Source organism: Micromonospora sp. NPDC005215, assembly GCF_040607915.1.
Lineage (GTDB): Bacteria > Actinomycetota > Actinomycetes > Mycobacteriales > Micromonosporaceae > Micromonospora.
Window position 1 is genome coordinate 1 of the sequence record NZ_JBEXHQ010000072.1, and the last position, 26,566, is coordinate 26,566.

Genomic DNA, 26,566 nt, shown 5'->3' on the forward strand with positions numbered 1-26,566 from the left:
CACTGGCTTTACAAGCACCCTGTTGAGTTCTCAAAGAACAACCACACACCGACCAGAAGCCCCACCTCAGTGGAACCCCAACCGGGGCTTTTCGTACCGCGTGCCCGCCGCTCTCGCGCTGGGCACTTTTACTACGTTACCTCACCGTCTTGGCTGTGTCAAACCGTGTGTCCCGGTCTGTCATGCTTCGTACGGATAGGCACCGCCGCACTCACCCAGCAGCGAACCGCTGTGTCAGGTCGTCGGATTTGGCAGGCCGGCCGCTGCGGTCTCCCACAGTCGCGCCCGGTGCCCTGCCCGGTCGTGAACCTTACCCGGTCGGTTCCGCTGCACCAAATCCGCCTCGCGGCCGATCCGGCGAGCCCCGCCCGGACCGTGTCTCGCAGGAGTGAACCCCTACCTGACCCGGCTGCCAGTTTGCTTCGGCGCCTCAGGACTTCCGTCCCGTTTGCCCCGTTCCGCGCTGGCAGAGAGAAAGTTACGCGTCTGCGGGTTTGATCGTCAAATCCACAGGTAGCGGCGCCCGTCACACTTGCGTCGCCGACCGATTGCCCGGTTCCGACGGACGCCTGCTCGGCCCTGGACTCGGCGCTGCCACCAGGGCGAGCGGTTCAGGACGCCTGCTGCCGACGGGCGGCGAGCCAGGCCCGGATGCCGAGGACACCGACTGTCGTCCCGATGGCCAGAGACGCCGCGATCAGCAGCGCGTGCACCCACAGAAAGCTGGTGGCGGGGCCGTCGGCGACGGTGCCGGACGTCCAGGACCGCGGGTCCTGCCAGATGGCGACCGCGAACCTCGGCCAGATCACCCAGGTCCAGACCCCGACCCCGACCAGGAAGACAGCCCACCCTCGCGACACCACCATGGCAGCCGAGTATGCCAGCGCACCTGGTCACCCGGCCGATCGCGGACACCCACCCGCCACCACCGCCGGCACGGAGGCGGACACCCACCCGCCACCACGGCCACGGCCACGGCCACGGCCACGGCCACGGCCACGGCCACGGCCACGGTGGAACACGTGACGGGGTCAGCCTCATCGATCCGTTTTTGACACCAGCGCGGTGGGCACTTCGAAACAGGAGAGCTGAGGACCGTCCCCCGGAGGTGCCTGATGCAACCCTCGATCTTCAATCCCTGGGCCTGGCGCGACCCGTCCGCCCTGGCTGGCGGATACACCGAGACCACCCCGTCGGTCACCCCGTCGGAAGGCCAGGACGGTAGCCACGACGGTCCGGACGCTCCCGGCCCCGGCACGCCGGTGGACCTGGTGGGCAACCAGGTGCAGGCGAGTGACGGGCGTATCGGCACCATCGACGAGGCGAGCAACGAGGCGGATGCCGGGTACCTGGTGGTGGACACCGGCCCCTGGATCTTCGGTCAGAAGGTGCTGCTGCCCGCCGGCACGGTGGAGCGGGTGGATCACCAGGAACGCGTCGTGCACGTCGACCGGGCCAAGCAGCAGATCAAGGACGCTCCGCCGTTCGATGCGGATCCGGCCGACCCGGAGTACCGGGAACGCGTCGGCAGCTACTACGGCGACGGTCACCTTCCTCCGCCCGGCGCCGTCCCGCGGGTAATGTGAGGCAGTGGTTCGGACGGGCAATTGCGCAGCGGAGACGGTCGACGTGGTCGACGGCCTCCGGCTCGGCGCAGAGCTCAGGGTCCCCACCAGCTCCGGCGATGGCCGTGAGCAACTCCTGAACGTTCTCCGTGCCGGTGGTCTGCGGTTCCGCGCCGGCGCGCGATGGCGGACGGCTCGCTGAGCCGATCCCGCTGACCGAGAGGGCTGACCTGCCCCGCTCGGCGCGCGCCCACGCGTGACCCACCTTCGGATACGAGAGGCATCAACATGTCCGTCGCACGAATGCTCACCGGCGACCGGCCGACCGGCCGCCTGCACCTCGGCCACTACGTCGGCAGCATCGCCAACCGGGTGCGGCTGCACCGGCGCTACGAGAGCTTCTTCATCATCGCCGACCTGCACATGCTCACCACGCGCAACCGCCGTGAGGACATCGACCAGGTCGCCGGCAACGCCCGGGAGATGGTCACCGACATCCTCGCCGCCGGCGTCGACCCGGAGCGGGCCACGTTCTACCTCCAGTCGGCCATTCCGGAGGTCGGCGACCTCAACACCCTCCTACAGAACCTGGTGACCGTCCCCCGGCTGGAACGGGTGCCGTCGCTCAAGGACATGGCCCGCGATGCCGGCAAGGAGGAGATGCCGTACGGACTGCTGGGTTATCCGGTGCTCCAGGCCGCGGACATCCTCTGCGTGAAGGGCGAGGTGGTCCCGGTCGGTCGGGACAACGCCGCGCACGTCGAGGTGACCCGGGAGATCGCGCGGCGGTTCAACCATCTGTACGGCCCGGTCTTCCCGGTGCCCGAGCTGATCGCGGCGGACACGCCGAGCCTGGTGGGCACCGACGGGGCGGCCAAGATGAGCAAGAGCCGAGGGAACACCATCGCTCTCTCCGATGATGCGGCGACGGTGCGTCGCAAGGTGCTCGGCATGTACACCGATCCGAACCGGGTACGGGCCGACGTGCCGGGGACTGTGGAAGGCAACCCGGTGTTCGCGTACCACGAGGTTTTCAATCCGGACCGCGACGAGGTGGCCGACCTGGCCCGGCGTTACCGGGCCGGGCGGGTCGGTGACGTGGAGGTCAAGCAACGACTGGTCGTCGCGCTGGAGGGGTTCCTGGCGCCGATCCGGGAGCGCCGGGCCGAGATCGAAGCGGACCGGGGGTTGGTGGACCGGCTGATCGTCGAGGGCACGGAGCGGACCCGCCAGGAGGTACGCCAGACCTTGATCGAGGTACGCCGGGCGATGGGGCTGACCGGCGCGTACCAGCAGGTGCGGCGGCGGGCGGAGCGGAGCCGGCGGCGGACCGACGCCTCGGCCTGAGGCCGGGCAGCCGGTCGGTTCTTCCCGCTCTCCCCGGCGGCACCCGGCGGGGAGAGCGGATGAATCGCCGACCAATCTGGCGCAGAATGCGTGGATGAAGGGGATTTTCGGCGTTCGTCCGGTGCCGGCTGCGCAGACGCACCGAACCACGATGTTCGAGATCTTCTTCGATCTGGTCTTCGTCTTCGCGCTCACCCGGGTCATCACGTTCATGGCCGCCTCGCCGAGCGCGCTCACCCTGGCCCAGGGGCTGCTCCTCCTCCTGCTGCTGCTCTACTCCTGGGGGCCGTACACCTGGTTGGGAAACCTGGTCCGCGCGGACGTCGGCCTGGTCCGCGGAGCGACCCTTGTCGCGATGGCGGCGATCTTCGTGGCCGCGCTGGTGCTGCCGGACGCCTGGCGGCAGGAACCGGAGGTCCTCGACCCGCCACTGACCCTCGCCCTGGCCTACGTGGTCGTCCGGGCGGTGCAGCTCGTGATCCTGTTCTGGGTGAGCGCGACGAACCCGCCACTGCGCTCGACGCTGCGTTTCTTCAGCGTGCCGGTGGTGCTGGCGTGGCTTCCGCTGCTCGGTGGCGCACTGCTCGGCGGCACGGCCCAGACGGTGCTCTGGACGGCCGCGTTGCTTGTGGACATCGGGGGCGCGCGGGTCGCGTCCGCCTTCCGGCCTTGGCAACTGCACAGCCTGGACCACTTCACCGAGCGGTACGGCCTGGTGCTCATCATCGCGCTGGGCGAATCGTTGATCTCGGCCGGCGCGGGGCCACGGACGATGGCGCCGGCCGGTGCGGCGATGGCGGCCGCACTGCTCGGCCTCACCAGCACGGTCTGCCTGTGGTGGCTGTACTTCGACCGGCTGGCGCCCGCCGCACGGGCGGCGGTCGGCAACGTGCCGGGTGAGCGCCGGGCCGGTGTGGCAGGCGACGCGTACGGCCTCGGGCACTCTCCGTTGATCATCGGGGCCATCTACGTGGCGCTCGGCATCGAGGAGGTGATCGATCGGCTCAGCGGAGAGGCGCCCCCTGCTGGCCCGCTGGGCTGGGTAGCCGCCACCGCCCTGTACGGGGGCGCAGCCCTCTACCTGATCAGCAGGCTGGCCTTCCGCCGACTGACAGTTCGTGCCGTGGACGCGACACAGGTCGTCGCCGCGCTGCTGCCGGTCGCGCTGCTGCCGGTCGGTCGATCTCTGGCCCCGTTGGCGGCGCTCGCCCTGCTGGCCGTCCTCCTGATCGGGGTGACCTGGTTCGCGCGGCGGGTAGACCGACGTGAGTCGGCGTCGTGAACTCCCGGCCGGAAAAACCTGACCTGCCGTGTCGATATCCCCGGGCCTCGACCGTCGTCATGCTGTACGGCAATCGGGCCGCACCGGGAGGAGCCGAAACGTGAAGTACATGCTGCTGTTCATGAGCCCCGCGAACGACGAGGAAGCCGGCAACGGGTGCACCTTCGAGGACTGGATCCGCTACGACCAGGCGATGAAGGATGCCGGGATCTGGGTCTCCGGGCATCCGTTGCAGGACCTGACCACCTGTACGACGGTGCAGGTCGGTCCGGACGGCGACCGCACGATCACCGACGGGCCGTTCGCCGAGACCCGCGAGGTGCTCGGCGGGTACGACATCATCGACGTGCCGGATCTCGACGTCGCGTTGGAGTGGGCGGCGCGCAGCCCCGGCGCCACCGGCAACGGGTCGGTGCAGGTGCGTCCGGTCGCCGAGATCGAGGTCGAGGTCTGACCGTGGCGAGCGGAGAGGCGGCAGTCGGGTCGGTGGAGGCGGTGTTCCGGGAGGAACACGGCCGGCTGCTCGCCTCGCTCGTGCACCGTTTCGGCGACCTCGACCTGGCCGAGGAGGTCGCCTCCGAGGCGATCGAGGCGGCACTCGTGCACTGGCCGACCGACGGCGTCCCGAGCCGGCCCGGCGCCTGGTTGCTGACCACGGCCCGCCGCCGAGCCGTCGACCGGTTACGCCGTGACCGGGTGCTGGCGACGCGGCTCGCCGTCCTCCGGGCGGAGGCCGAGCGGGCCGATCCCGCCCCACCCGCCGACACCGACCGGGACCTGCCGGACGACCGACTGGCACTCTTCTTCACCTGCGCACACCCGGCCCTGGCCGGGCCGGACCGTGCGGCGCTCACCCTGCGGTTCCTCGCCGGCCTGACCACGGCCGAGGTCGCGCGGGCATTCCTGGTGCCGCCCGCGACAATGGCTCAGCGACTCGTCCGGGCCAAGCGGAAGATCCGCGACGCCCGCATCCCGTTCCGGGTGCCGGGCGTCGACGAGCTGCCCGATCGGCTTCCCACGGTGCTCCAGGCCATCTACTCGGTCTTCACCGAGGGGTACGCCGCCAGTTCCGGCCCCGCTCTCCAGCGAACCGACCTCGCCGAGGAGGCCATCCGGCTGGCCCGGATCCTGCGCCGGCTGCTGCCCGCCGAACGGGAGGTCGCCGGTCTGCTCGGGTTGCTGCTGCTTGTGCATGCTCGGCGGGCCGCTCGCACCGGGCGGGACGGCGCGGTGGTCCTCCTCGACGACCAGGACCGCGGCCGGTGGGACCACTCGATGATCGACGAGGGACGGGCGCTGGTGGTCGTCGCGCTGACCGGCCCGGCACCCGGGCCGTACGGGGTGCAGGCCGCCATCGCCGCGCTGCACGACGAGGCCGCCGACGTGACAAGCACCGACTGGCCCCAGGTGGTGGCGCTCTACGACGTGCTGCTCGGCATGGTCGCCCACCGGTAGTGGCCCTGAACCGGGCCGCCGCCGTGGCCATGCGCGACGGGCCGGACGCCGGGCTCGCCCTGCTTGACGAGTTGGCCGACGATCCGCGGCTGCGTGGCTACCACCTCTATCCAGCCACCCGGGCGGACCTGCTGCGCCGACTCGGTCGCAACGACGAGGCCGCCGCGGCGTACCGCAGCGCGTTGGCGCTGGTCGGGACCGAGCCGGAACGGGCCCACCTGCTGCGCCGGCTGGCGTCCGTCACCGAAGACTGAACGGATGTGCCGCTGTACCCTTCCCCGATGACTCTGCCTCTGCCAACCGGTGAGTTCGCGGCGTACCTGTTCGACTGCGACGGCACCATCGTCGACTCGATGCCGCTGCACTACCTGGCCTGGCAGCGGGCCCTGCACGAGTGGGGTTGCGAGTTCCCGGAGGACCTCTTCTACGCGTGGGGTGGACGGCCGACCGCCGACATCATCGTCGCCCTGAACGAGCAGCAGGGTCTGGCCATGCCGGTGGCGACCGTCGTGGAGCGCCGGGAGAGCTACTACGAGGAGCTGCTGCCGCAGCTCGCCGCCGTACCCGAGGTGGTGGCGCACATCCACGACGCCCACCGGCGGGTCCCGTTCGCCGTCGTCTCCGGCAGCACCCGCGCCTCGGTCACCGCCTCTCTCGACGCGCTCGGCCTGCTGGACCGGTTCGACGTGCTGGTCTGCGCCGAGGACTACACCCGGGCCAAACCCGACCCGGAGGCGTTCCTGCTCGCGGCGGAGCACCTCGGCGTACCCCCGGGGTCGTGCCTGGTCTTCGAGGACACCGACCTGGGCATCCAGGCCGCGACGGCGGCCGGGATGGCATCGGTACGCGTGCCGCAACAGCGCACGCCGCGTTGAGGTCTCAGGCCACCGTCAGCAGCAGCTTGCCCGGGTAGGAGGTTTCCAGGCGCTGGTGCGCCTCCCGCACCTTGCCCAGCGGGTACGTCTGCGCGACGTGCACCACGAACGGACCGGCCTCGATGAGTTCGTTGAGGCGTTGCAACTGTCGGGGGCTCGCCTCGCCGTCGTACGCCCGGACCACCACACCCGGCCGTTCCTGCGGCTCCGGCCGCACCCCGTGGGCGAACGCGACCACACCGCCGTCGGTCAGCGCCTCGGTGAGCCGGTCCAGCGTCCCGCCGCCGGCCATCGCCAGGATGGCGTTCACCCCGGCCGGTGCCGCGTCCCGAATCCGGGCCAGCACCTCGGTCATGTCGCCGTGGCCGTCGAGGGACACGTCGGCGCCGAGTCGGGTCACCAGCGCGACGCCGTCCGCCCCGGACGCCACGGCGATCACGTTCAGGCCCTGCCGCTTGGCCAACTGCACGGCCAGGTGGCCCTGACCGCCGCTCGCACCGAAGATCAACAACCAGGCGCCGGCCGACAGGCTGACGGTGTCGAGCCCGGCGAGCGCGGTCAGCGCGTCGGTGGGCATGGCCCCGGCGTGCTCGGCCGGTACGCCGTCGGGCACCTTCGCCGCGTACTCCGCCTTGACCGCCGCGTACTCGGCGTAGAAGCCGCCCTTCGGGCGGGTGGTGGCGGAGACGTAGACCAGGTCGCCGATCCCGACGTTGGACACCTGGCTGCCGGCGGCGATGACGGTGCCGGCGCCGTCCGAGCCGGGCACGATCGGGAGGGCGGAGCCCTCCGGCACCAGCACACCCTGCCGCTCGTACACGTCCCACACCCCCACGCCGGCGCTCCAGACCTTGATCAGCACCTAGTCGTCGGCGATCTGCGGGATCGGCAGCTTCCGTAGGGTGATCACCTCCGGCCCACCGAACTCGTCAAGGGCCGCGGCCTGCATCCGCTCTGGCACATCCCCGTCAACCATGTGGATTCCCCCTCTGCGCCAGCGTCACCGTCGCAGCATGCCGGCTCGGGGACAGGCGTGGTCCGGAGCTGAGTGCCGTTCACCCACAAGGGCGACCGCCAGTGCCGGGTGCGTCCCGAGGGGGCCCAACCGGGTCCGGCCCGGGGATGGCCGCCTAGCCGGAGCCGCTGGCCGTCGACACCGCCCTCGGCTGAGCGATCAGGAGGTCTGCGGCTCCTGACCACGCAGCGCCTGCGCGACGGCGTCGCGTACGCGGGCGTCCTCGCGCACCTTGCGCCGCGTCCGGTTGCGGCGCCGGTACAGGTACGCCCCGACAGCCACGGCGACCAGTACGACGAGCACCAGCACCACCATCCACGGCAGCGCCCAGCCGTGCGCGGTGACTTGGACCGGCTTGAGCGAGGTGGTGGAGCCGGAGGCGTCGGTGAGCAGCGGGGTGAGGGTCACTGTCGCGGCCAGCGAGACGGCGGGGGCGACCCCGGCGATGGGCACTGTCACGTCCCAGCTCTCACCCGGGAGCAGCTCCGGCGGCGCGGCGATGTCCTTCGCCCGGACCCGCAGCACGCCGAACGGCCCCGAGACCGATACGGCCTGCTGCCCGGAGAGCGCGGCGTTGCCGACGTTGTGAATCGTGTAGGTGATGGTGGCGTCACCCTTGCTGAACGGGTTGGCCGAGCCGGCGTACGTCACGTGCGGGTCCTCGATCGCGAGGTTCGGCTTCAGCTCGCCGCCGACCCGCAGCTTGATCCGGATGCCGAGGCGCCGGTCGACGTTGATGCCTTCGGCCTGGTCGGCCTGAGTGAGCGCGGTGAGGATCCCGCCAACGTAGTCACCGGGCGTGGCGTTGTCCGGGATGCTGACAGTGAAGGGAACCTGCGCGGTCTTCCCGGGCTGGATCACGACACTGCCGGCCTTCGGCTTCGCCCAGGCGCCGATCGCGACGGACTTGGCGTCCTTGGTGAGCAGGTCGAGCTGGCCCGCGTCGGTAGTGAAGCCGTCGGCGGCGTACACGGACAGGGTCAGCGGCGCCGGGCCGCGGTTGGCCACCACCATGGCGTCCTCGACGGCGCCGCCGGGGTTGACGTTGTAGCTGTAGCTGGACCGGGCCTCGCCGTAGCCGTTGGAGGCCGTGCGGACCGTCCAGGCGACGTTGCCGTCCGCCGCCAGGGCGGGGCCGGCGCCGACGCCGACGGTCGCGACGGCGGCGAGCAGGGACAGCGCGGTGGTACGAACGAGCTTCTTCCAGCGTGTTACGGACGGGTACATTTCGGATCCTTGAGGTGATCTTGGAAGGATTGCAAATGGGTGGCGGGGTAGGCACCCGAAGGTGCCTACCCCGCCCGATGGAACAGTTGGGTCAGCTGCTCAGCGCGGTGATCGTGAGCGTGGTGCGGTAGCTACCCTTCGCGATGCTGTCCGGGATCTTCAGATCCAGGTCGGCACCGAGCCGGGCTCCGCCCCGCGCGTGACCCTGCGCGGCCGCGGCGAGTGCGCTGGAGACCGAGAGGCCCTTGCCCTGGTCGTCGAAGGACGACAGGACCGGAGCACCAGCCTCGGCGCCCGCGCCGCCGTCGAGCACGTACGGGTTCCAGCCCAGGTAGGAGCCGGAGAACTTCTTGTCGGCGTCCTGGAAGTCGCCGACGTTGGCCGAGATCGACCACGGGGCGAGCGAACGGCGGCTGTCCGACACGAGGATCGGGTTGATCTTGCCGGCCGCTCCGAAGAAGGTGCCGTCGCGCTCCTGGGCGGTACCCAGGTCGACAAGGCCGTTGTAGCCGTCGATCGTCCAGCCGAACTCGCCCGGAGCCGGGTTCGGCACGTTGACCTGGATGGCCTGACCGTCACCGTGGTACGGGTGCACAGTGACCTTGTCGGTGACCGAGCCGATCGGCTGACCGTCCGGGGTGTTGACGCAGGAGAGGCCCTTCTCGACGGCCGCGTTCGGCGCCGCGCAGGTGCCACTGCGGACGTTGGCCAGGACCAGCTTGTCGCCGCGCACCTGCACCTTGACGTAGCTGCGGACGTGCTCCTGGTTCTGCGTCGAGTTGTACCAGTACTTGCCCGGGTCCAGCGGGTCCGGGCCGTTGCCGCGGATGCCGGTGCCGGTGCTGTCCGGCTGCTTGATGTCGTAGTACTTCGAGCCGGAGGCCGAGTTCGCCGTCACGTAGATGACGCCGCCCGGACCGGGGAACACGTCGGCAGCGCCGGGCTGCTCGGCCGGGTTCTCCTTCTGGCCGTTCTTGATCGAGTAGCTACGGGAGTAGCTGTGGTCGTGACCCTGGAGCACCATGTCGACGCCGAGGTTGGAGAACGCCGTGGTGAAGTCCTCCCGCCGCTGCTTGTTGTCGGTGTCGGTCGCGTGGCTGGCCGGCGAGTAGATGGAGTGGTGGTAGACCAGCACCTTCCACTTGGCCTCGGAGCCGTGCTTGTTGATCACGTCGGTGACGTACGCGACGTGCGCCGCGTCGCCGCCGGCGGAGCCGTCGGCCGGGTTGGCGTAGCTGTTGCTGTTCAGGTCGATGAACAGCACATCCTTGTGGATGAACCAGTAGTCGCCGCCGGACCGGGTCGCCTGGTCGCCGTTGTAGTACTGGGCCGACCGGTCGGTGTTCGGGGTGAAGTGGTGCTGCTCGTAGGACTTGCCGCCGACGTCGTGGTTACCGATGGTGGCCACGAGCGGGTACTGACGCAACGTGTCGGGGGCCAGGAACGAGGTCCACTGACCCTCGTCGTTGGCGCTCTCCACGTGGTCACCGGCGGAGACCAGCAGCTCGGCGTTCGGGTTGGCCCCGGTGGCGACCTTCAGGGTCTCCTCCCAGCCGGCCTGGTCCTTCAGCCGGTCACCGGAAGAGCCGATCTGCGGGTCACCGAAGAACAGGAAGTCGTAGTCGCCCTCGAAGTCCTGGGTCTTGAAGGCGTACGCCGGGGACCAGCTGCCCTCGGCGCCGACCCGGTACGAGTACGCGGTGTTCTCACGCAGGTTGCCGATCGTGGCGTGCCGGTTGAAACCGGTGGTGGAGGTGTTCGCCGCGCCAACGGCGTCGAAGCTGACGGCGCTGGCCGGAAACTCGCCGTTGACGATCTCGGCGGTCGGGGCGAGCTGGATCTTCTGCGCGGTGTCCGCGGAGGAGTACCAGCTCACGATCCGCTGGGTCTCGTTGGCGCCGACGCCGAGGATCACGCCGGTGATCGTGGTGGACTCGGCCGCGCTGGCAGTGGCCGTCAGGCCACTACCGAGGGCCGCGCCCATTCCCAGGAAGCCGGCTGCGACCCCGGCGACCACGCGCCGCCGCACAAGCCCGGGGGCCCGTGTCGAGGTGCTCAATGTCATCGACATTGTTCCCTTTTCAAATAGAGAAATGGATGGTGACTTCACCCGACGCCGGGGAAGCAAATCCACGCTTTCGCCGCCTGATGAACCGACCATGAACGTGATCTTGCGAAAGCCTGCACTTCGCGAACTACTTAGCCTTACTCAGGACCCGGAAACGCGCTGGACAAACCAGATGAGCCCCATGATGGACACGGCTGCGGAAACAACGCCGGTCACCCAGATGCCGGCTTTCGGCGCACGCCGGCGCAGGACGAGCAGGAGCGGGAAGACCACGGCGATAATCGTCAACTGAACGACCTCGATGCCGATGTTGAACACCAACAGCGACCACAGCAGGGTCCACGACCAGGCCTCGTCGATGCCCAACGCGCCAGCGAAGCCCAGGCCGTGCACAAGGCCGAAGCAGAACACCACCCCGAGCCGGATCCAGCCGGCCCGGTCCAGGCTGAAGTGGCCGTGCCCCGCCGTCTCCAGGTCGGTCGCGTGCGCGCCGCGTCGCCAGATACCCCACAGGTGCCAACCGGCGACGACGGCGATCGACAACGCGATGACCGGCTCCACGATCGCCCCCGGCACCTCGACCAGACCGAGGGCCGCGAGCATGAACGTCATCGAGTGCGCCAGGGTGAAGCTGGTTGCCGCGAGCACGATCTCCCGCAGCCGCCGCGAGCCGGCGATGAGCGCCAGCAGGAACAGGATGTGGTCGATCCCGGACAGCAGATGTTCGGCACCCAGCAGGAAGAACTCCCCGAACCGCTCGTACCATGCCTGCCCGGTCGAGAAGGTGGGGTTGGCACTGTCCAGCGCCGCACTGCCCGAACGGCCGTCGATCTCGTAGGTGACGATCGTCTTGGTGCCCTTGACGTAGCCCTCGTCGTCCGGGAACAGCGCGCTGCGCACCTCGTGCTCGTCGACCCGCTCGGGGCAGGTCCAGTCGAGCAGCAGGTTCGCGTACGGGACGCCCTCACGCTCGCCGATCGTCGCGTCGCCCACCTGGGTCGGCCGACAGGCCGCGTCCCGCCCGGTCATCGAGAACCGGTCGGAGACATACCTGAGGACCGTCGACGAGTGGCTCTTCAGTGCCGCGGCCTGGGCGTCGCCGTCGCCCGCGTCGAATGCGGCAGTGCCCGCCTGGAAGAGCGGGTCATCGTCGACCGAATCCGCTGCGGACACGACGAGAAGGTCGTATTCGAGGTCCATCGCCGTACGGATGTGACCCTCGTCTCCGGCCGTTATTTTCGCGTACACAGTCGACGAAAAGCCGTGGGCGGACGCCGTTCCGGCGCCCAAAAATGGGAGCACCACTGCGGCAATCCCGACAGCGGTGACGATAACGGTACGGCGGACGCGCCCCAACATGTGACTCCCTCAGTCGGCCAGTGCACGTTGCATGGCGCTGGTGAACACCAGCCCGCGCGCCGACGAACCGCCGGAGAACAAAGGCCCCGAACGACCGCCCGCAGATAAACGGCGCAGGAAATTGAGATAGGAATACGAGACTGCCGCCACCACTCGAAAGGACGACCACCTTGCGCCCCCCGCTTCGGGCCGTTGCCATGCTGGCCGCGACCGCCGCGCTGGTCACCGCTTGCAACTCCGGCGACGACTGGTCACAGCCGCACCCCGCACCCAGCGCCGTGGGGACCCTCGGCCCCGGATTCGTCGATCCCGCCACCACCCCCGCTCCGGAGGCGACGATCACGCCGCGACCCGGCTCGTGGGCCGGGGTCCACCCCCCGAAGGACTACCGGGTCGTCCTGCTCACCGCCGGTGCTGACGACCCGACCAAGGCGCTCGTGACGGCCGTACGGGAGTGGGCCGACGACGAGCACGCGGATCTCCGGACGATCGTCGTCGACAACGCCCACGATGCCGTTCCCAGCATCACCAAGGCCATGGAGATGAACCCGGATCTCATCGTCAGCGCCGGGGGTGACCTCATCGACCCCCTCGCCCTGGTCACCCCGAACCACCTGGACGAGAAGTTCCTCGTGGTGGGCGCCGAACTAGCCGAGCCCACCCACAACGTCACAGCGGTCGACTGGGAAGGCGCGTCGTTCCGCGGGGAGGGGCTCGGCATGTCCTCCACGTACGACCCGAACTCGTTCACCGCCGAGCGCTGCGCGGCAGCCATCCGGGCGGGTGTGGCGGCGGTCCTCAACAACCTGACCGGGATCGTGATCTGGCTCTGACGGCGGGGATCGGGGCGTCCGCCTCAGGGGCGGCAGGGCCCGGTGCGGGGGTCGTGCGACCTCCGCACCGGGCCCTGTTGGTCATGGGGTCGAGCAGGTGGGCGTCATCCCCGCACCGGTGCCGGTGCCCTGGTAGCCGAATTCGGTCGACTGCCCAGCGGCGACGGAGCCGTTGTAGGCGACGTTTGTGAACCGGACCGTGCCGGTGTCGCCGCTGCGGTTGGCGCTCCAGATGCCGGTGATGCTGGCACCCGACGGCAGCGTCATGGTGACGGTCCAGCCGTTGACCGGTGTGGCGCCGGCGGTCACCCGCACCGTGGCGACGAATCCGCCGGCCCACTGGTTGATCGATACCGTCGCCGCACAGCCACCATTCGTCGGAGGCGGGGTCGTCGGAGGCGGCGTGGTCGGGGGCGGGGTCGTCGGAGGCGGGGTCGTCGGAGGCGGGGTCGTCGGAGGCGGGGTCGTCGGAGGCGGCGTGGTCGGGCCGTCGGTCAGGACCGGGGTCGGCCAGTCCCGCCAGTCGGCCAACCGGCCGAGCGCCTTGCTGGAAATCCGGATCACACCCGGTTCGTTGCCCGTCTTCAACAGGAATTTCCGGATGTTGTTCTGTAGCGGGGTACGCCACTCGGGGCGGTTCGCGCAGTGGCTGCCGTCCTGCACGTCGGACCAGTAGGTGATGTTGTCGCCGGCACCGAGTGCCCGGTAGACCTCCGCGCCGCCCAGGGCCGCCACGCTCGCCGACCGGGGGCCAAGGTTGGCGATGTGCGGGTTGTCCATGATGAACAACCCGCGCGGCGCCACCATGGCGACCATCTCGTGGGTGTCGACCGGGAGTCGGTTGGGGTTGCTGGTGAAAGAGCCGAACGCGTCACCCAACCACGGCTGCTCACCGTAGGCGCTACTGAGACTCTGGGCGCCCTCCCCGGGTATGCCGCGGAAGATGGGCACGCCCGCGCTGCCCGACTCGATCGGCATGGTCAGGGCGATGCGCTGGTCGAACGCACCGATCGCGAAGGCTCCCTTGCCGTAACGCGAGCAGCCGGTGACACCCATCGCGTCGGGCTTGAGGATCCCGTTGCCGGACTGCTCGATCACGTCGATGATCCGGCTCACGCCCCAACTCCAGGCGGCGAGCAGGCCGGTGCTGCTCGACGAGCCATAGATGCTGTAGAACGCGCCCTGTTTGTTGTTCCGGGGTGTGCCCTCGCGGCCGACGGCCAGCGGGTCGTAGCTGATGACGGCAGCACCGGCGGCCTTGATGGTGGCCGTGTCCGCACCGAACCCACCCACCACCACGACGGCCGGGAACGGGCCGGTGCCGCTCGGCAGCTCGACCCGCGCCGAGAAGCTGGAACTCCGGCCGTTGTGCGACACGTTCACATTGATCGTGGTGTTCGAGACCGTCCCCGTGACGGTGGCCGGCTTGGCCGGTTTCTCGCCGAAGACGAACTTCTCCGCCAACTCCTTGATCTCCGCCCGGCGACAGCGCCAGTCGGACCTGGCGGTGATGGTTGCGCCGTTCAGCCTCTTGAACGGATCGGGAAGCTTGGCGTTGGTGGGCAGCGAACCCAGGTCAGGCAGGCCGGAGACGGCGCAGTCGGCGCCCTCGTCCTCCACCGGCGCGGCGGCCAGGACGCCGGGGGCGGCCTGCGCGACTGTCGTTCTTGCTACTACGGATGCGGATCCGGCGACGGTGAGCGCTGCTACGGCCAGCGCGACGACAGTGGACCGGATCCCTGAACGGCCCGAGTGGATGGTCACCAGGGTTCTCCTTCCGAGGGTGGTGGTGGGAAGGAACGAAGCGCGATCGATGATCACGAATGCCAGCCACGTCAAGTCTGCGCAAAGCCATCGCTACACGTCAATGACTTTCCGAAACTTTCGGCAGCTCATAGAGGGTTCGACCGCCAATCAACACGACGCGGCTCTGCACGACCGTGGCCGCCGGGGGTTCGGACGCACACCAGCTCCGCAGCAGCAGCACCCGAATTTCGGAAACTTTTCGAAGTCGCTGCAGGACCACCGGCCCGGCTCAGAACGGGACCACAGGGCACCGAATTGCAGGCCGACTTCCAGGTCTGGGACCTCACCCACCCCGACGGGCTCGGCGGCTCGGCGACGGTCGAGTGGGCGCCCCTGTCACCGGGCTACCACGCGGTCATGGTCTATGCCATCGACCGGGTGCGGGGCGGGAACCTCCGCACCGGACTCGGCGGACTTTCGAGGACGGCAGGGGGTCACCAGGACTCGACCCGACGTGCGATCCTGTGCCGGCTGATCATGGCCGGAACCCGTAGTGGAGGCAGGGTTTGCGTACCGCTTCGCGTATCCACCGTCGAGTCGCGGCGCTGGGCGTCGCCGTTGCCCTCGCGTGCGGCTCGGCGGTGGGGCTCACCGCCTCCACTGCCACCGCGGCGGATGTCGCCCCGACCGACCTCAGCAACTCCGGCAGGCCCTGTGCCGCCGCCGCCCCGGGGCCGTACCTGAATCCGTCGAGTCTCGGTACCCCCTCGGGCGCCGTGCTGAAGGGCACCTTCAACCGCACCGGCCAGGGCGGACTGCAGGCAGACTTCCAGGTGTGGGATGTCGCCGACCCGGAGCCTCGGCAGCAGTGGCTCGTCGAGATGGGCGAGCAGAGCAACGAGCTCTACGTCCAGATCGCCGACGAGACGAAGCAACTCGACGGCGTCACGTACGCCTGGCGGGTGCGCGTCCTCGACGGTGCTGACGCGTCGCCGTGGAGCAGCACGTGCCACTTCACCATCGACCGCGATGGTGGCTCGACAGCGTCGGTCACCTCTACCCAGTATCCCGTGACCGTTTGTTGCGCCGGCACCGGCGGGGTCGGTGTCCCTGGGTCGTTCACTCTGACCTCGGCCTCCGACGACACCGTCAGCTACCTCTACCAGTTCTATTCCGGCGCGCCTGACGAGTACCCCGAGGCGACGGTGGCCCCGGCGGGACTCGGCGGACTGGCCACCGTCGAGTTCACGCCCCAAACGTCCCTCTACCACTCACTCACCGTCTGGGCCATCGACCGGGCCGGAAACAGGTCCGAGCGGTTCGATTACGTGTTCTACGTCAAGGAGACCCGACCGACGGTCATGTCGACCGCGTACCCGTCTGGGATGTCGAACCCGGACTACAACGTCGGCGTACCTGGCGCGTTCGAGATCACCACCATGGTCCCCGACACGGCGCACTTTGCCTGGCGGATCGACGAGGGCGGGCCATCGGGCACCGCGCCGGCGGACGCCAGCGGGAAGGCGACGGTCATGATCGCCCCGACCCGCGGAGGCTGGCAGACCCTGTACGTACACAGCGTCACCCGCGACGGCACCGCGCACGCCGCCCGCGCGTACCAGTTCCTGGTCGACAATGCCCCGGTCATCACCGGCGACACGAACGGGAAGGTGACGATCGGCAGCTCGCTCACCCTGCACCTCACTCCGCGCGCTCCGCAGGTCGAGGCGTACCTGTACTGGCCGGAGTACTCGAGCACCCAGCATCCGCCGGTGGTGACGAGAACAGTTCCGGCTCGCGCCGACGGCACCGCCGACCTGGTCTGGACCGCCACCGAGACCGGCATCGACCGATTGTTCATCCAGAGCCGAAGCGCGGACGGCACCCTGTCCACGCCACGCTCGAAAGGCATCACTGTCGACGGGGCGGCGCCGAAGGTGACCCGCACCGGCAGCACCGCGGCGGGCACCGAGTCAACGTTCACGGCGCAGAGTCAGATGGCGGACATCGTCGATTACGTGGCGACGCTGAACAGCGACGAGAGCACCAGGCAGATCCTCAAGCCGACCACCAACGGCACTGTCACCTTCAACTACACGACGATGGCGGTCGGCCACAACTACGTGAGCGTCGTCGCCCGCAACGCCGCTGGGGTGGAGACAGAGAGAGGCTCCAGCGTCTGGACGACAACTGACGCTCCGCAGGTCACCTCGACCGACTTTCCGGAGAACGGCAACAGCCCGGTCGCTACCGGCACGTTCACCTTCAGCTCCTATCTGCCCGGCACCGTCGGCTACCAGTACCGGTTCCCCGGCAAGCCGTACGTCAAGATCCCCGCCCAACCCGACGGCACGGCGACGGTGACCTGGACGCCACCCTCGGATGGCGCCTACCAACTGGACGTCGTACGCGTTGTGGCCGGGGGTCGCACCTCGGAGATATTCAGGTACCGCTTCGCTGTCTCCAGCGGTGTCACCACTGTCACCTCGGCTGCTCCGGGCCTGGTGCCGACGGGTGGCCTCCGGACGATCACCATCCACGGCACCTGGCTGCATCCGGACGACAAGGTCGAGGTGACCCCGGTGCACATGCTGCCGATCAGGGCGTGGGTGCGGACGGTGTCGGCGGACCGCAGCACGCTGACCGCCGATGTGGACCTCACCATGGCACTACTCGGTCCGGCTCGCGTGACCGTGCACCCGTACGGCACGCTCCCGCCGGTGGTCCTGGCGGACGCGTTCACGATCGGCCCGCCCCCGCCGCTGCAATCGGTCAAGCCGCCCACGATCAGCGGAGACGTGGTGGTCGGGTCCGTCGTCACAGCGGAACCGGGTGAGTGGGCGCCGGCCGCGCAGGACCACTCGTGGCAGTGGTTGGCGAACGGCGTGGCGATCAGCGGCGCGATCAGCCCCACGTTCCGGATTCCCCTGACGCTTGTCGGTCAAGAACTCACCGTCGAGATCAGAGCTCGCCGGTCCCTGTACACCCCGACCGCGGCCACCTCGGCCGCCAGAGTGGTCGAGAGGGGTGAACGGCCGCCTCCCCGACCCCCGATCGGGCGCCCTGGTGCGCCGTGGCCACATCCAAGCCAGCCGGCTGCCTGACCCACCGGTTGGGCACCACCCGATTCAACCTGGAGAGACCAACGTGCGTACACCTTCGCGTGCTCGTCGCCGGATGACGGCGGTGATCGCGGCATCGGCGCTCACCTGCACGGCAGTGGTGGGCCTCACTGCCAATCCGGCCGCCGCGGCTCTGTCGGCGCCGACCGCCCTCCAGACCGCGGGCCAGCCCTGCGTCACCACCGCGCCGGGGCCGTACCTGAGCCCGGTCCGGCTCAACGACGCCCGCGCCGTGGTGCTGAAGGGCACCCTCTCCGGCGCGGAAGAGGGCGTCGAGTTGCAGGCCGACTTCCAGGTCTGGGACGTCACCCGCCCGGAGCAACCGCAACAGTGGCTCACCGGCCTGGCCCCGAGCAACGACGAGGTCTACATCCAGCTCGAGGACGACTCGCGGCAGCTCGACGGCGTCACGTACGCCTGGCGGGTGCGCGTCCTCGACGGCGCCACGGCGACGTCGTGGAGCGGCACGTGCTACTTCACGCTCGACCGCACCGGCGGCCCGGCGCCAACCGTCGCCTCCCCCCAGTATCCGTCGGGAGGATGGGACCACCCCAGCGGCGCGATCGGCGTGCCCGGCGTGTTCACGATGACCTCGGCCAGCCCCGACACCGTCAAGTACGAATACCAGTTCTACGAGAGCGAGCTGACCGAGCAGCCCCCGGCGGGCACTGTGGCCGCCGACAGGCTCGGCGGTCCGGCGACTGTCGAGTGGGCGCCCCAGACGGCGGGTCACCACTCGGTCTCGGTGTACGCCATCGATAGGGCCGGCAACTACTCCGACGTGGCCTACTACGAGTACATCGTCCGGGAGACCCGGCCGTCGATCTTCTCCTCGGCGTACCCGGACTGGGGCGGCAACCTGGACTACAACATCGGCGTGCCCGGCGCGTTCGAGCTGCGCTCCAACGTCGCCGACACTGCCTCGTTCGCCTGGCGGATCGACGGGGGCGGCCCGTCGGGGACGGTGCCGGCGGCGGCCGACGGTACGGCGACGGCGATGATCGCGCCGACCCGCGCCGGCAAGCAGACCCTGTACGTCCACGCCGTCACCCGCGACGGCACCGCGCACGCACCCCGTGCCTACCAGTTCCTTGTCGACAACGGCCCGAAGCTCACCGGCGACCTCGACCGGAGTGTCACCATCGGCTCGTCGCTCAGCTTCCACCTCGCGCCCCGGTCGCCGCAGGTGCAGTCCTACGTCTACTGGGCGGAATACCTGGGCCTCTACCCGCCACCGATCGAGAAGGTCACCATCCCGGCTCAGCCGGACGGCTCCGCCGACCTCACCTGGACCGCCCGCGAGATCAGCGTCATCGGTCTGCGAATCCAGAGCCGCAGCGCGGACGGCACTCTCTCCGAGCCGCGTTGGACCTCCATCTCGGTCGACGGGGCGACGCCGACGGTGACCCGCACCGGCGGCGCCGACGTGGGCACGCCGGCCACCTTCACGGCCCGCACTCGGATGGCGAACGTCACCGAGTACGTGACGACGCTGAACGGCGACGAGGCCACGAAGCAGGTCGTCAAGCCAGCCGCCGACGGCAGCGCCACCTTCACCTACACGCCGACCAAGGCTGGCTACACCTACGTCACAGTTGTCGCCCGCAATGCCGACGGGGTGCAGAGCGACAGTGGCGGCACGTACTGGTCGGTGCTGGATGGGCCTCGGATCACCTCGACGGATTTCCCGACCACCGGCAAGGGCCGGCTGGCTCCGGGCACCTTCAGCTTCGCGCCACGTCTCCCGGGCACCACCGCATACGAGTATTCGATCAACTACGAGCCGTACACCAACCTCGCCGCCCGGGCCGACGGCACCGCGACACTGGCCTGGACTCCCGAGAACGTCGGTTGGTACTACCTGAGCGTCCGCAGCGTCACGGCCAGCGGCACCCGCTCCTCGGCCACGCAGTACATCTTCGAGGTCGAGTCCGCTGCTGTCACGTCGGTGGCGCCGGCCGTCGTGCCGCCGGGCGCCGTTCGGACGATCACCCTCAGCGGCACCGGGCTGAACCCGAAGGACCGGGTCCAGGTGACCCCCGCTGGCGGGGAGCCGCTCACCGCCACGGTGAAGACGGTCTCGTCGGACGGCACGTCCATGACCGTCGAGGTGAATCTCAGCTCCGCGCCAGCCGGCACGGCCAGCCTGACGGTGTACGCGTACGACTCCGGCAGGCCGGAGGTGCTGGTCGAGGCCTTCACCATCAACCCGCCCCTGGCGATCCGCGCGGTCAACCTGCCGACGATCTCCGGGTCGGCAGAGATCGGCGGCACCGTCACCGCGACGCCGGGCACGTGGACGCCCGCCACGACGACCTACCGGTACCAGTGGTCGGCCGACGGCGTCCCGGTCGAGGGTGCGACCGGCGCGACGTTGCAGATCTCGGAGGCACTGCGCTGGAAGCGGCTCACCGTGGCGGTGACGGCCAGCCGGGACGGCTACGCCGAAGCCTCCGCCGTGTCGGCCGCGACGACTGCGGTCGTCGGGGGCAGTGCGGAGCGACCCCCGCCGCGCCCGCCGATCGTCCGCCCGGACAGCGAGGAGCGACCGCCGCCGCGACCGCCGATCGTCCAGCCGGACAGCGAGGAGCGACCGGCGGCGCGCCGGCCGGTCGTCACCCCGGCGGCCGGCTGACCAGTTGGCCGCCGAGCCGCGCGGGAGGCGGAATCACGAGCAGTTCGCGGTTCAGCGTGGGGCAGGCCCACGGTCCTCGAACTCGTACGTGGTGGTGAGGCCCTCGGGCAGGTCGGGGACCAGGGCGTTGGTGCCGTCGACCACCTGGACGTAGCGCTTCCCCTGAAAGATCGAGTAGCTGCCGTCGGCGACCTGCTCGATCCGGAAGCGCTGCGTCGAGGCGGTCGAATCGCACGTCCGCCCGCGTACGCTGCCCGGCGCCGCGTCGTGCACGACGGTCATGCAGACCTGATCGGCGCTGGGCGGGGCGGCCAGGACGATCCGGAACCCGTCACCGTCGGGGCGCAGCACCCACAGTGCGCGGTCGTCGCTGCCCGGATCGGTGCTGGCCCGCACCTGATCGCCGCCGTCGTCGATCGCCAACGCGGCCCCGCGCATGCCGGGCAGCACGATCCGGACCTGACGTCGACCACCGAGAATGTCCTGTCGTCCGGCCGCTGCGGTCTCGGACGGGACGACCGACGAGGGGACGGGGCTCACCGGGCCGACGCCCACGTCCGGGGTCTGATTTGGTGCCGTCAGGACGGCGGCGCCCGCCGTACCGGCCAGGAGGACCAGCCCGGCGGCGGCCACCGTCATCCGACGCCGCCGACGCCTGTCGCTGCGCTGCCGCAACATCTGCGCGGGGGGAAGCGTGGTGACTCGCCGAACCTCGTCGACGATCGCGGTGAGCTCGTCGCGTGGATCAGCCATGGGACGTCTCCTCCTGGTGCGCATCGGTCAGCAACCCGGCCATCGCTCTTCGACCACGGGCGAGGTACGTCTTCACGGTCCCGACGGGGGCCTGCATCTCGGCTGCCACCTCGGCGACGCTGAGATCGTTCAGGTGGTGCAGGACGACGGCCCGGCGCTCGTTGGCGCTCAACCGCTGCAACGCCTGTAGCAGGGCGACGTGGTCCTCGTTCAGTCCGGGAACGCCCTGGTCGACAGCGGCCCGGCGATGCGCGCGTACCCGGTTGAACGTCTTGCGCCAACTGCTGACCGCGATCCGGGACGCGACGCGGCGGACCCACGCCTCCGGGCTGTCCGCCTCCCGTACCGTCCGCCAGCGCTGCCAGGCCCGCATGAACGCCTCGGCGACGGCATCCTCCGCCTCGGCCCGGTTGCCGGTCAGCGCGTACACGTGACCCACGACCCGGCCGGCGCAGGCCGCGTAGAAGGCGTCGAACTCCTCGGCATCACGCATCCGACCGGTGCCCTCCCCTGCCGCGTCCGCTGGTCACCGCCGCATGCAACCCGTCCGGGTGAATCGGACACCGCGGCGCGGGGCAGCTTTGTGACAACCGTCACAGCACAGTGATCAACCTAACGCCCTGGCCAGGCGTCATCGTGCCGTCCCGGGAGACGCCCGTGGCGGAGAGGACGATGTGCGACGACGGCAACGACGCGCGCTGACAGCCGGCGTACTCGCGACCGCGCTGGTGGCGGCGGGCCTGACGGCCACCCCGGCGAACGCGCGGGTGAAGCCGGGGGCCACTGTCGACGGCAGACCCGGCACCTTCACGCTGATCACCGGCGACGAGGTCGCGCTGGACGCGAACGGTCACCCGACGATCCAGCGCGGGCCGGGGCGGGCCGGCATGCGGTTCGTGATCAGCCGCGAGGGCGGCCACCAGTTCGTCATCCCGGTGGACGCGATGCCGCTGCTGCGCGACGGCCGCCTCGACCGTCGGTTGTTCGACCTCACAGTGCTCGGCGGGTTCGGCTACGACGACCGGGCCGCCGAACTGCCGCTGCTTGTCGCGTACCCGGAGAACGCGGCGGCGCAGGCGCGGGCCGCGACCGTCGGGGGTGCCGCACGGGTGCGGGCCGACCTGCCCGCCACCCACGCGTCGGCAGTGCGGGCGAAACCGGACGACCGGGTCACGCTCTGGGGGTCCCTCACCAGTGGGACGGCGTCCGCGCGCACCCTCGCCGCCGGGGTCACCCACATCTGGCTGGACGGCAAGCGCAAGGTCTCCCTCGATCGCAGCGTGCCGCAGATCGGCGCCCCGACGGCCTGGCAGGCCGGCTTCGACGGCACTGGCGTCACAGTCGGCGTGCTGGACACCGGCATCGACGCCAGCCACCCCGACTTCGCGGGGCATCTCACCGAGGTGCGGGACTTCACCGGGGGCAACGACCCCGGCGACGCGGTCGGCCACGGCACCCACGTGGCGTCGACGATCGTGGGCAGTGGCGCTGCCTCCGGCGGCAGGTACCGCGGTGTGGCACCGGGGGCGAAGCTGCTCGTCGGCAAGGTCTGCGCCACCACCGAATGCCAGGACTCGGACATCATCACCGGCATGCAGTGGCTCGCTCCGCAGGCGCGGGTGGTCAACCTGAGCGTGGGTGGCGACGACGCTCCCGGCCTCGACCCGCTGGAGACCGCGGTTCAGGAGCTGAGCAATCGGTACGGCACGCTCTTCGTGGTCGCGGCCGGCAACGAGGGCAAACCGAAGTCGGTCTCCTCCCCAGCCTCGGCGGACGACGCCCTCGCCGTCGCCGCTGTCGACGCCGACGACCAGCGGGCGTACTTCTCCAGCCGGGGCCCGCGCATCGGCGACAACCACATCAAGCCGGAGATCAGCGCGCCCGGCGTCGACATCGTGGCCGCCGCCCCCGGCGGTGACTACGCCACCATGTCGGGCACGTCGATGGCGACTCCGCACGTGGCCGGCACTGCCGCGATCCTCGCCGGGCAGCACCCGGACTGGACCGGCCCGCAGCTCAAGGCCGCCCTGATGGACTCCGCCAAGCCGACCGGCGAGGACTCCCTCTACGAGCAGGGCGCCGGCCGGGTCGACATCGCCCGTGCGGTCGCCCAGCCGGTCGCCGCCGACGTCGCCGCCATCGACTTCCCGGTCCAGCGCTGGCCGCACGCCGACGACACCCCGATCACCCAGGTCGTCGGCTACCGCAACACGGGTACCGCGCCGGTCACCCTGACGCTGGGCATCGCCCCGGCCCCGGCCGGCATGCTCACCGTCAGCCCGACGACGCTCGTGGTGCCGGCCGGCGGTCACGCCGAGGCGACGATCACCGTGGACACCCGGGTGGACGCTCCGGACGGCGTCTACCAGGGCGCGCTGACCGCGACCGCTGCCGGGGACCTGCGGGTACGCACGCCGTTCGCGCTCAACCGCGAGGTCGAGAGCTACGACGTACGGCTCACCCACACCGGACGCGACGGCCGACCGGCCACCGGGTACACGACGGTGGCGGCGAGCCTGGCCACCGGGGAGTTCAGCACCCTCGACGGGGCACCGGGCGGCGGCACCCTGCGGCTGCCCAAGGGCCGGTACGCGCTCTACAGCACCATCCACGAGGGCGACGCGTCGACGCTGCTCGTCCAGCCGGTGCTGGACGTACGCGGCCCGATCACCGAGGCCGTCGACGCCCGCACCGCCAAGCCGGTCGCGGTGACGGTGCCCCAGCGGGACGCCGCACCCATCGCGATCAACGTGAGCGCGAACTGGGACGACGGCTACCGCTATCCGGGTGTTCAGCTCAGTGGGGTGTCGTTCGAGGACGTCTTCTTCGGCCGGATCGGGCCCGCCGTCGCCGCGCCCGAGTTCACCGCGACGCTGGGTGTCGGGCTCGCCCGCCCCGGCGCGAACGGGACCTTCCGGAACAGCCCCTACACGTACGACCTGGCGTACGTCCGCCCCGGCGACATGTTCACGGGTCTGACCAAGAAGCTGTCGGCGAAGAACCTCGCCACCGTCAGGACGACCTACCGGAGCCAGTCCACGGCCGCGACCGCCGTCCGGTTCCACCGCGCGTCGGCGCCCGGAGGGTCCGGCCCGATCGGTTCGAACACGCCGCTCGACCTGCCATTCCACGGCACCGAGTACTACAACACCGACGGCGGCATCACCTGGACGTCCACGTTCGTCGAGGGCGACAACTCCAGCACGCAGGACTCCACCTTCCAGCCGGGCCGGACGTACACCCAGACCTGGAACGCGGCACCCTTCGGACCCACTGTGGCGCAGGCACCCAGCCTGGCACCCCTGGGGTACGCGGGCCGCGACGGCGACACCATCTCGATCGCGTCGCTGCCGTTGTTCGGTGACGCGGCCGGTCGCCCCGCGAGCCGCGACGACCGGCCGGTGCGGTTCCGGCTGTCGCGCAACGGCACGGAGATCGGCAGTTCGGACAACCCGTGGGCAGAGTTCGCCGTGCCCGCCGGCAAGGCCAACTACCGGCTGGAGGCGACCATCACCCGCGCCGCCCCGGACACGCTGTCGACCTCGGTCTCGGTGGCGTGGACCTTCACCTCGGCGCACACGTCGTCACCGCAGCGGCTGCCGCTGACGACGGCCCGACCGACGCCGGTGCTGGATGACACCAACACGGCCCGGACGGGCAGGGTCATGGCCATCCCGGTGGCGCTGGACCGGCAGGCGGGGTCGACGGCGGCGGCCAACCGGACGCTCGGCGTCTCCGCGTCGTTCGACGACGGCAAAACGTGGGTCGCGTTGCCGGTGCTGCGGGGTGTCGCTCTCATCGCGCACCCCCGCCGGCCCGGCTTCGTGTCGCTGCGGGTGACGGCGGCGGACACCGCCGGCAACACTGTCACGCAGACGATCCAGCGGGCCTACCGGATCGCCTGAACGGGCGCGCCCCGAGTGCGAGGTGGATGGTCGCTGGTGACCGCCGTCCCGCGCTCGGGGCGTCCTCCCGTCGGCTTCGTGACCGCGGCGGCTCTGGTCTCGGCGATCATGGTGAACGCCGGCGCTCCGAACCATGTCCCGGTCGCGGCGGCGGGCAGCCCGAGCGGCACACCAGTGCCCGTGCACCGACCGGTGCGGCTCCGCGCGCCGGCGCATCCGCCAGCGGGGTGTGGTGACCGAGGACACGGTGCACTGACACCTCGGAGAGGGTGGAATCAGATGTGTGAGCAGAAGAGGCACCGGCGAGTGACGTTGTGAGGTCCACCCTTTCAGACCGCGATCCGGGTTCCTCCGGCGCTGGCACGGCCGCCGCGGTGAACGAACCGATTCGGGCGACGACCGCTCACCGGCAGCGCTGGGCAGTGGAAACGATGGCTGTCGCACCCGACGATCAGGTGTTGGAGATCGGGTGCGGTCGGGGAGCGGCCGTCTCCCTGGTCGCCAGCCGACTCACCACCGGCCGGATCGTCGCCATCGATCGCGCCGCGACGATGGTGCGGCTCGCGACCCAACGGAACCTGAGCCACATCAGCGCCGGCAGAGCCGAGATTCGATGTGCCGGGTTCGAGTCGGCCAACCTACCCGCGGACCGCTTCACCAAGATATTCGCGGTGAACGTCAGCCTCTTCTGGTTGGGCGACGCAGCGCAACAGATCGCCCGGATGCGAAGCCTGCTGGCACCGGGCGGGCGACTCTACGTGTTCGGCGAGCGACCCACTGCCGCACACGCCACCGCGAACCTCACCGCGACCCGACTGCTGCTCGAATCCCACGGTCTCGCCACGACCACATCGAGCGCCACTCGTGGTCAGCGCCAGGTGCTCACCTGCGTCACCGGCACAGCTGTCGAATGAGGTTGGGCTGATCGCGGTGCCCCGGGCACCGCTCAGGATCCACACGATTCGGGCGGGCTCGGCGTTCGCCGAGCCCGCCCGCTTCGCGGTCAGGCAGTGTCAGCGCTGCAGGGTCAGCAGACCCGGCCGGTACGGCAGGAGACCGTAGTCACCGCCGGAGCTGGGGGAACGACCCTGGTAGAGCAACTGCAGGTTGCAGGCGTTGACAGTCATCGTCTGGTCAGCGCTGGTCCGCAACAACTCACCGTGGCTGATGTCGTTGGTCCAGGTGGCACCACTGTTGGCCTTACCCGCGAACGGGTTGCTCTCGGACGCGGCCTGCGGCGTCCACGAACCGTTCAGGCTGGTGGCCGTGAACGAGCGGAAGTACCGACCCTGCGAACCGATCGCCTCGACGATCATCAGGTACTTGTTCAGACCCTGCAGCTTGTAGACCTGCGGAGCCTCGAACAGGTTGTTCGTCGA

Annotated in this window: 19 protein-coding genes and 1 pseudogene; 11 read left to right on the top strand and 9 right to left on the bottom strand. The window is 70.1% G+C overall.

Features of this window, described 5'->3' with window-relative positions; translation table 11 throughout:
* Positions 1-611: 611 nt before the first annotated feature.
* Positions 612-866, bottom strand: coding sequence for a hypothetical protein (locus tag ABZU25_RS32395; protein ID WP_355033158.1), 255 nt, complete (start codon positions 864-866; stop codon positions 612-614).
* 249 nt (positions 867-1,115) lie between these two features.
* Between ABZU25_RS32395 and ABZU25_RS32400 the strand changes: the two genes are divergently transcribed.
* The 6 genes and pseudogenes from ABZU25_RS32400 (at position 1,116) to ABZU25_RS32425 (ending at position 6,524) form a co-directional block, all read left to right on the top strand.
* The gene (locus ABZU25_RS32400; RefSeq protein WP_355033159.1) at positions 1,116-1,586 is read left to right on the top strand and encodes a PRC-barrel domain-containing protein; all 471 of its coding nucleotides are present in this window, start codon (positions 1,116-1,118) and stop codon (positions 1,584-1,586) included.
* Positions 1,587-1,853: 267 nt separating this feature from the next.
* Positions 1,854-2,912 (top strand): tryptophan--tRNA ligase, encoded by a 1,059-nt coding sequence (trpS, locus tag ABZU25_RS32405; RefSeq protein ID WP_355033160.1) that lies wholly within the window; start codon positions 1,854-1,856, stop codon positions 2,910-2,912.
* A 94-nt stretch (positions 2,913-3,006) separates the two neighbouring features.
* Positions 3,007-4,194, top strand: coding sequence for a low temperature requirement protein A (locus ABZU25_RS32410; protein WP_355033161.1), 1,188 nt, complete (start codon positions 3,007-3,009; stop codon positions 4,192-4,194).
* A 109-nt stretch (positions 4,195-4,303) separates the two neighbouring features.
* Complete coding sequence (locus ABZU25_RS32415) at positions 4,304-4,648, top strand: YciI family protein (protein WP_355033175.1); 345 nt, start codon at positions 4,304-4,306, stop codon at positions 4,646-4,648.
* Positions 4,649-4,650: 2 nt separating this feature from the next.
* Positions 4,651-5,903, top strand: a pseudogene (locus ABZU25_RS32420) (sigma-70 family RNA polymerase sigma factor).
* A 27-nt stretch (positions 5,904-5,930) separates the two neighbouring features.
* A complete protein-coding gene (locus ABZU25_RS32425) occupies positions 5,931-6,524 on the top strand; it encodes an HAD family phosphatase (protein WP_355033162.1) in 594 nt (197 codons plus the stop codon).
* A gap of 4 nt (positions 6,525-6,528) precedes the next feature.
* On the opposite strand, the gene ABZU25_RS32430 is transcribed toward ABZU25_RS32425, so the two are convergent.
* From ABZU25_RS32430 to ABZU25_RS32445, 4 genes are all read right to left on the bottom strand, one after another.
* Complete coding sequence (locus tag ABZU25_RS32430; protein WP_355033163.1) at positions 6,529-7,386, bottom strand: NADP-dependent oxidoreductase; 858 nt, start codon at positions 7,384-7,386, stop codon at positions 6,529-6,531.
* A 312-nt stretch (positions 7,387-7,698) separates the two neighbouring features.
* Complete coding sequence (locus tag ABZU25_RS32435; RefSeq protein WP_355033164.1) at positions 7,699-8,766, bottom strand: DUF916 domain-containing protein; 1,068 nt, start codon at positions 8,764-8,766, stop codon at positions 7,699-7,701.
* 91 nt (positions 8,767-8,857) lie between these two features.
* Positions 8,858-10,831 (bottom strand): FN3 domain-containing metallophosphoesterase family protein, encoded by a 1,974-nt coding sequence (locus tag ABZU25_RS32440; RefSeq protein ID WP_355033165.1) that lies wholly within the window; start codon positions 10,829-10,831, stop codon positions 8,858-8,860.
* A gap of 144 nt (positions 10,832-10,975) precedes the next feature.
* Entirely contained in the window at positions 10,976-12,193 is a 1,218-nt protein-coding gene (locus tag ABZU25_RS32445) for a HupE/UreJ family protein (RefSeq protein ID WP_355033166.1), read from the bottom strand.
* Positions 12,194-12,363: 170 nt separating this feature from the next.
* On the opposite strand from ABZU25_RS32445, the gene ABZU25_RS32450 reads away from it, so the two are divergent.
* Complete coding sequence (locus ABZU25_RS32450; protein ID WP_355033167.1) at positions 12,364-13,026, top strand: hypothetical protein; 663 nt, start codon at positions 12,364-12,366, stop codon at positions 13,024-13,026.
* A gap of 81 nt (positions 13,027-13,107) precedes the next feature.
* Here ABZU25_RS32450 and ABZU25_RS32455 read toward each other — a convergent pair whose 3' ends face one another.
* The gene (locus ABZU25_RS32455) at positions 13,108-14,790 is read right to left on the bottom strand and encodes a cellulose binding domain-containing protein (RefSeq protein ID WP_355033168.1); all 1,683 of its coding nucleotides are present in this window, start codon (positions 14,788-14,790) and stop codon (positions 13,108-13,110) included.
* Between the two features lie 548 nt (positions 14,791-15,338).
* On the opposite strand from ABZU25_RS32455, the gene ABZU25_RS32460 reads away from it, so the two are divergent.
* A complete protein-coding gene (locus ABZU25_RS32460) occupies positions 15,339-17,876 on the top strand; it encodes a hypothetical protein (RefSeq protein ID WP_355033169.1) in 2,538 nt (845 codons plus the stop codon).
* Positions 17,877-17,949: 73 nt separating this feature from the next.
* Positions 17,950-20,529, top strand: a complete 2,580-nt coding sequence (locus tag ABZU25_RS32465; protein ID WP_355033170.1) for a hypothetical protein — start codon at positions 17,950-17,952, stop codon at positions 20,527-20,529.
* Between the two features lie 51 nt (positions 20,530-20,580).
* On the opposite strand, the gene ABZU25_RS32470 is transcribed toward ABZU25_RS32465, so the two are convergent.
* Both ABZU25_RS32470 and ABZU25_RS32475 read right to left on the bottom strand, forming a co-directional pair.
* A complete protein-coding gene (locus tag ABZU25_RS32470; protein ID WP_355033171.1) occupies positions 20,581-21,282 on the bottom strand; it encodes an RICIN domain-containing protein in 702 nt (233 codons plus the stop codon).
* Entirely contained in the window at positions 21,275-21,775 is a 501-nt protein-coding gene (locus ABZU25_RS32475; RefSeq protein ID WP_355033172.1) for a sigma-70 family RNA polymerase sigma factor, read from the bottom strand. Before ABZU25_RS32475 ends, ABZU25_RS32470 begins: the two co-directional genes overlap by 8 nt.
* A 181-nt stretch (positions 21,776-21,956) precedes the next feature.
* Here ABZU25_RS32475 and ABZU25_RS32480 point away from each other — a divergent pair, with 181 nt between their 5' ends.
* The gene (locus ABZU25_RS32480; protein WP_355033173.1) at positions 21,957-25,187 is read left to right on the top strand and encodes a S8 family serine peptidase; all 3,231 of its coding nucleotides are present in this window, start codon (positions 21,957-21,959) and stop codon (positions 25,185-25,187) included.
* Between the two features lie 422 nt (positions 25,188-25,609).
* A complete protein-coding gene (locus ABZU25_RS32485; protein ID WP_355033176.1) occupies positions 25,610-26,101 on the top strand; it encodes a methyltransferase domain-containing protein in 492 nt (163 codons plus the stop codon).
* 99 nt (positions 26,102-26,200) lie between these two features.
* On the opposite strand, the gene ABZU25_RS32490 is transcribed toward ABZU25_RS32485, so the two are convergent.
* Positions 26,201-26,566, bottom strand: a 366-nt coding sequence (locus ABZU25_RS32490) for a non-reducing end alpha-L-arabinofuranosidase family hydrolase (protein WP_355033174.1), incomplete at its 5' end; no start/stop codon positions are given.

Excerpts from the sequence above, each read along its gene's own strand:
- ABZU25_RS32395 (WP_355033158.1), bottom strand. The coding sequence starts at position 866 with ATGGTGGTGTCGCGAGGGTGGGCTGTCTTCCTGGTCGGGGTCGGGGTC.
- ABZU25_RS32400 (WP_355033159.1), top strand. The coding sequence starts at position 1,116 with ATGCAACCCTCGATCTTCAATCCCTGGGCCTGGCGCGACCCGTCCGCC.
- trpS (WP_355033160.1), top strand. The coding sequence starts at position 1,854 with ATGTCCGTCGCACGAATGCTCACCGGCGACCGGCCGACCGGCCGCCTG.
- ABZU25_RS32410 (WP_355033161.1), top strand. The coding sequence starts at position 3,007 with ATGAAGGGGATTTTCGGCGTTCGTCCGGTGCCGGCTGCGCAGACGCAC.
- ABZU25_RS32415 (WP_355033175.1), top strand. The coding sequence starts at position 4,304 with ATGCTGCTGTTCATGAGCCCCGCGAACGACGAGGAAGCCGGCAACGGG.
- ABZU25_RS32425 (WP_355033162.1), top strand. The coding sequence starts at position 5,931 with ATGACTCTGCCTCTGCCAACCGGTGAGTTCGCGGCGTACCTGTTCGAC.
- ABZU25_RS32435 (WP_355033164.1), bottom strand. The coding sequence starts at position 8,766 with ATGTACCCGTCCGTAACACGCTGGAAGAAGCTCGTTCGTACCACCGCG.
- ABZU25_RS32440 (WP_355033165.1), bottom strand. The coding sequence starts at position 10,831 with ATGACATTGAGCACCTCGACACGGGCCCCCGGGCTTGTGCGGCGGCGC.
- ABZU25_RS32445 (WP_355033166.1), bottom strand. The coding sequence starts at position 12,193 with ATGTTGGGGCGCGTCCGCCGTACCGTTATCGTCACCGCTGTCGGGATT.
- ABZU25_RS32465 (WP_355033170.1), top strand. The coding sequence starts at position 17,950 with ATGACGGCGGTGATCGCGGCATCGGCGCTCACCTGCACGGCAGTGGTG.
- ABZU25_RS32470 (WP_355033171.1), bottom strand. The coding sequence starts at position 21,282 with ATGGCTGATCCACGCGACGAGCTCACCGCGATCGTCGACGAGGTTCGG.
- ABZU25_RS32475 (WP_355033172.1), bottom strand. The coding sequence starts at position 21,775 with ATGCGTGATGCCGAGGAGTTCGACGCCTTCTACGCGGCCTGCGCCGGC.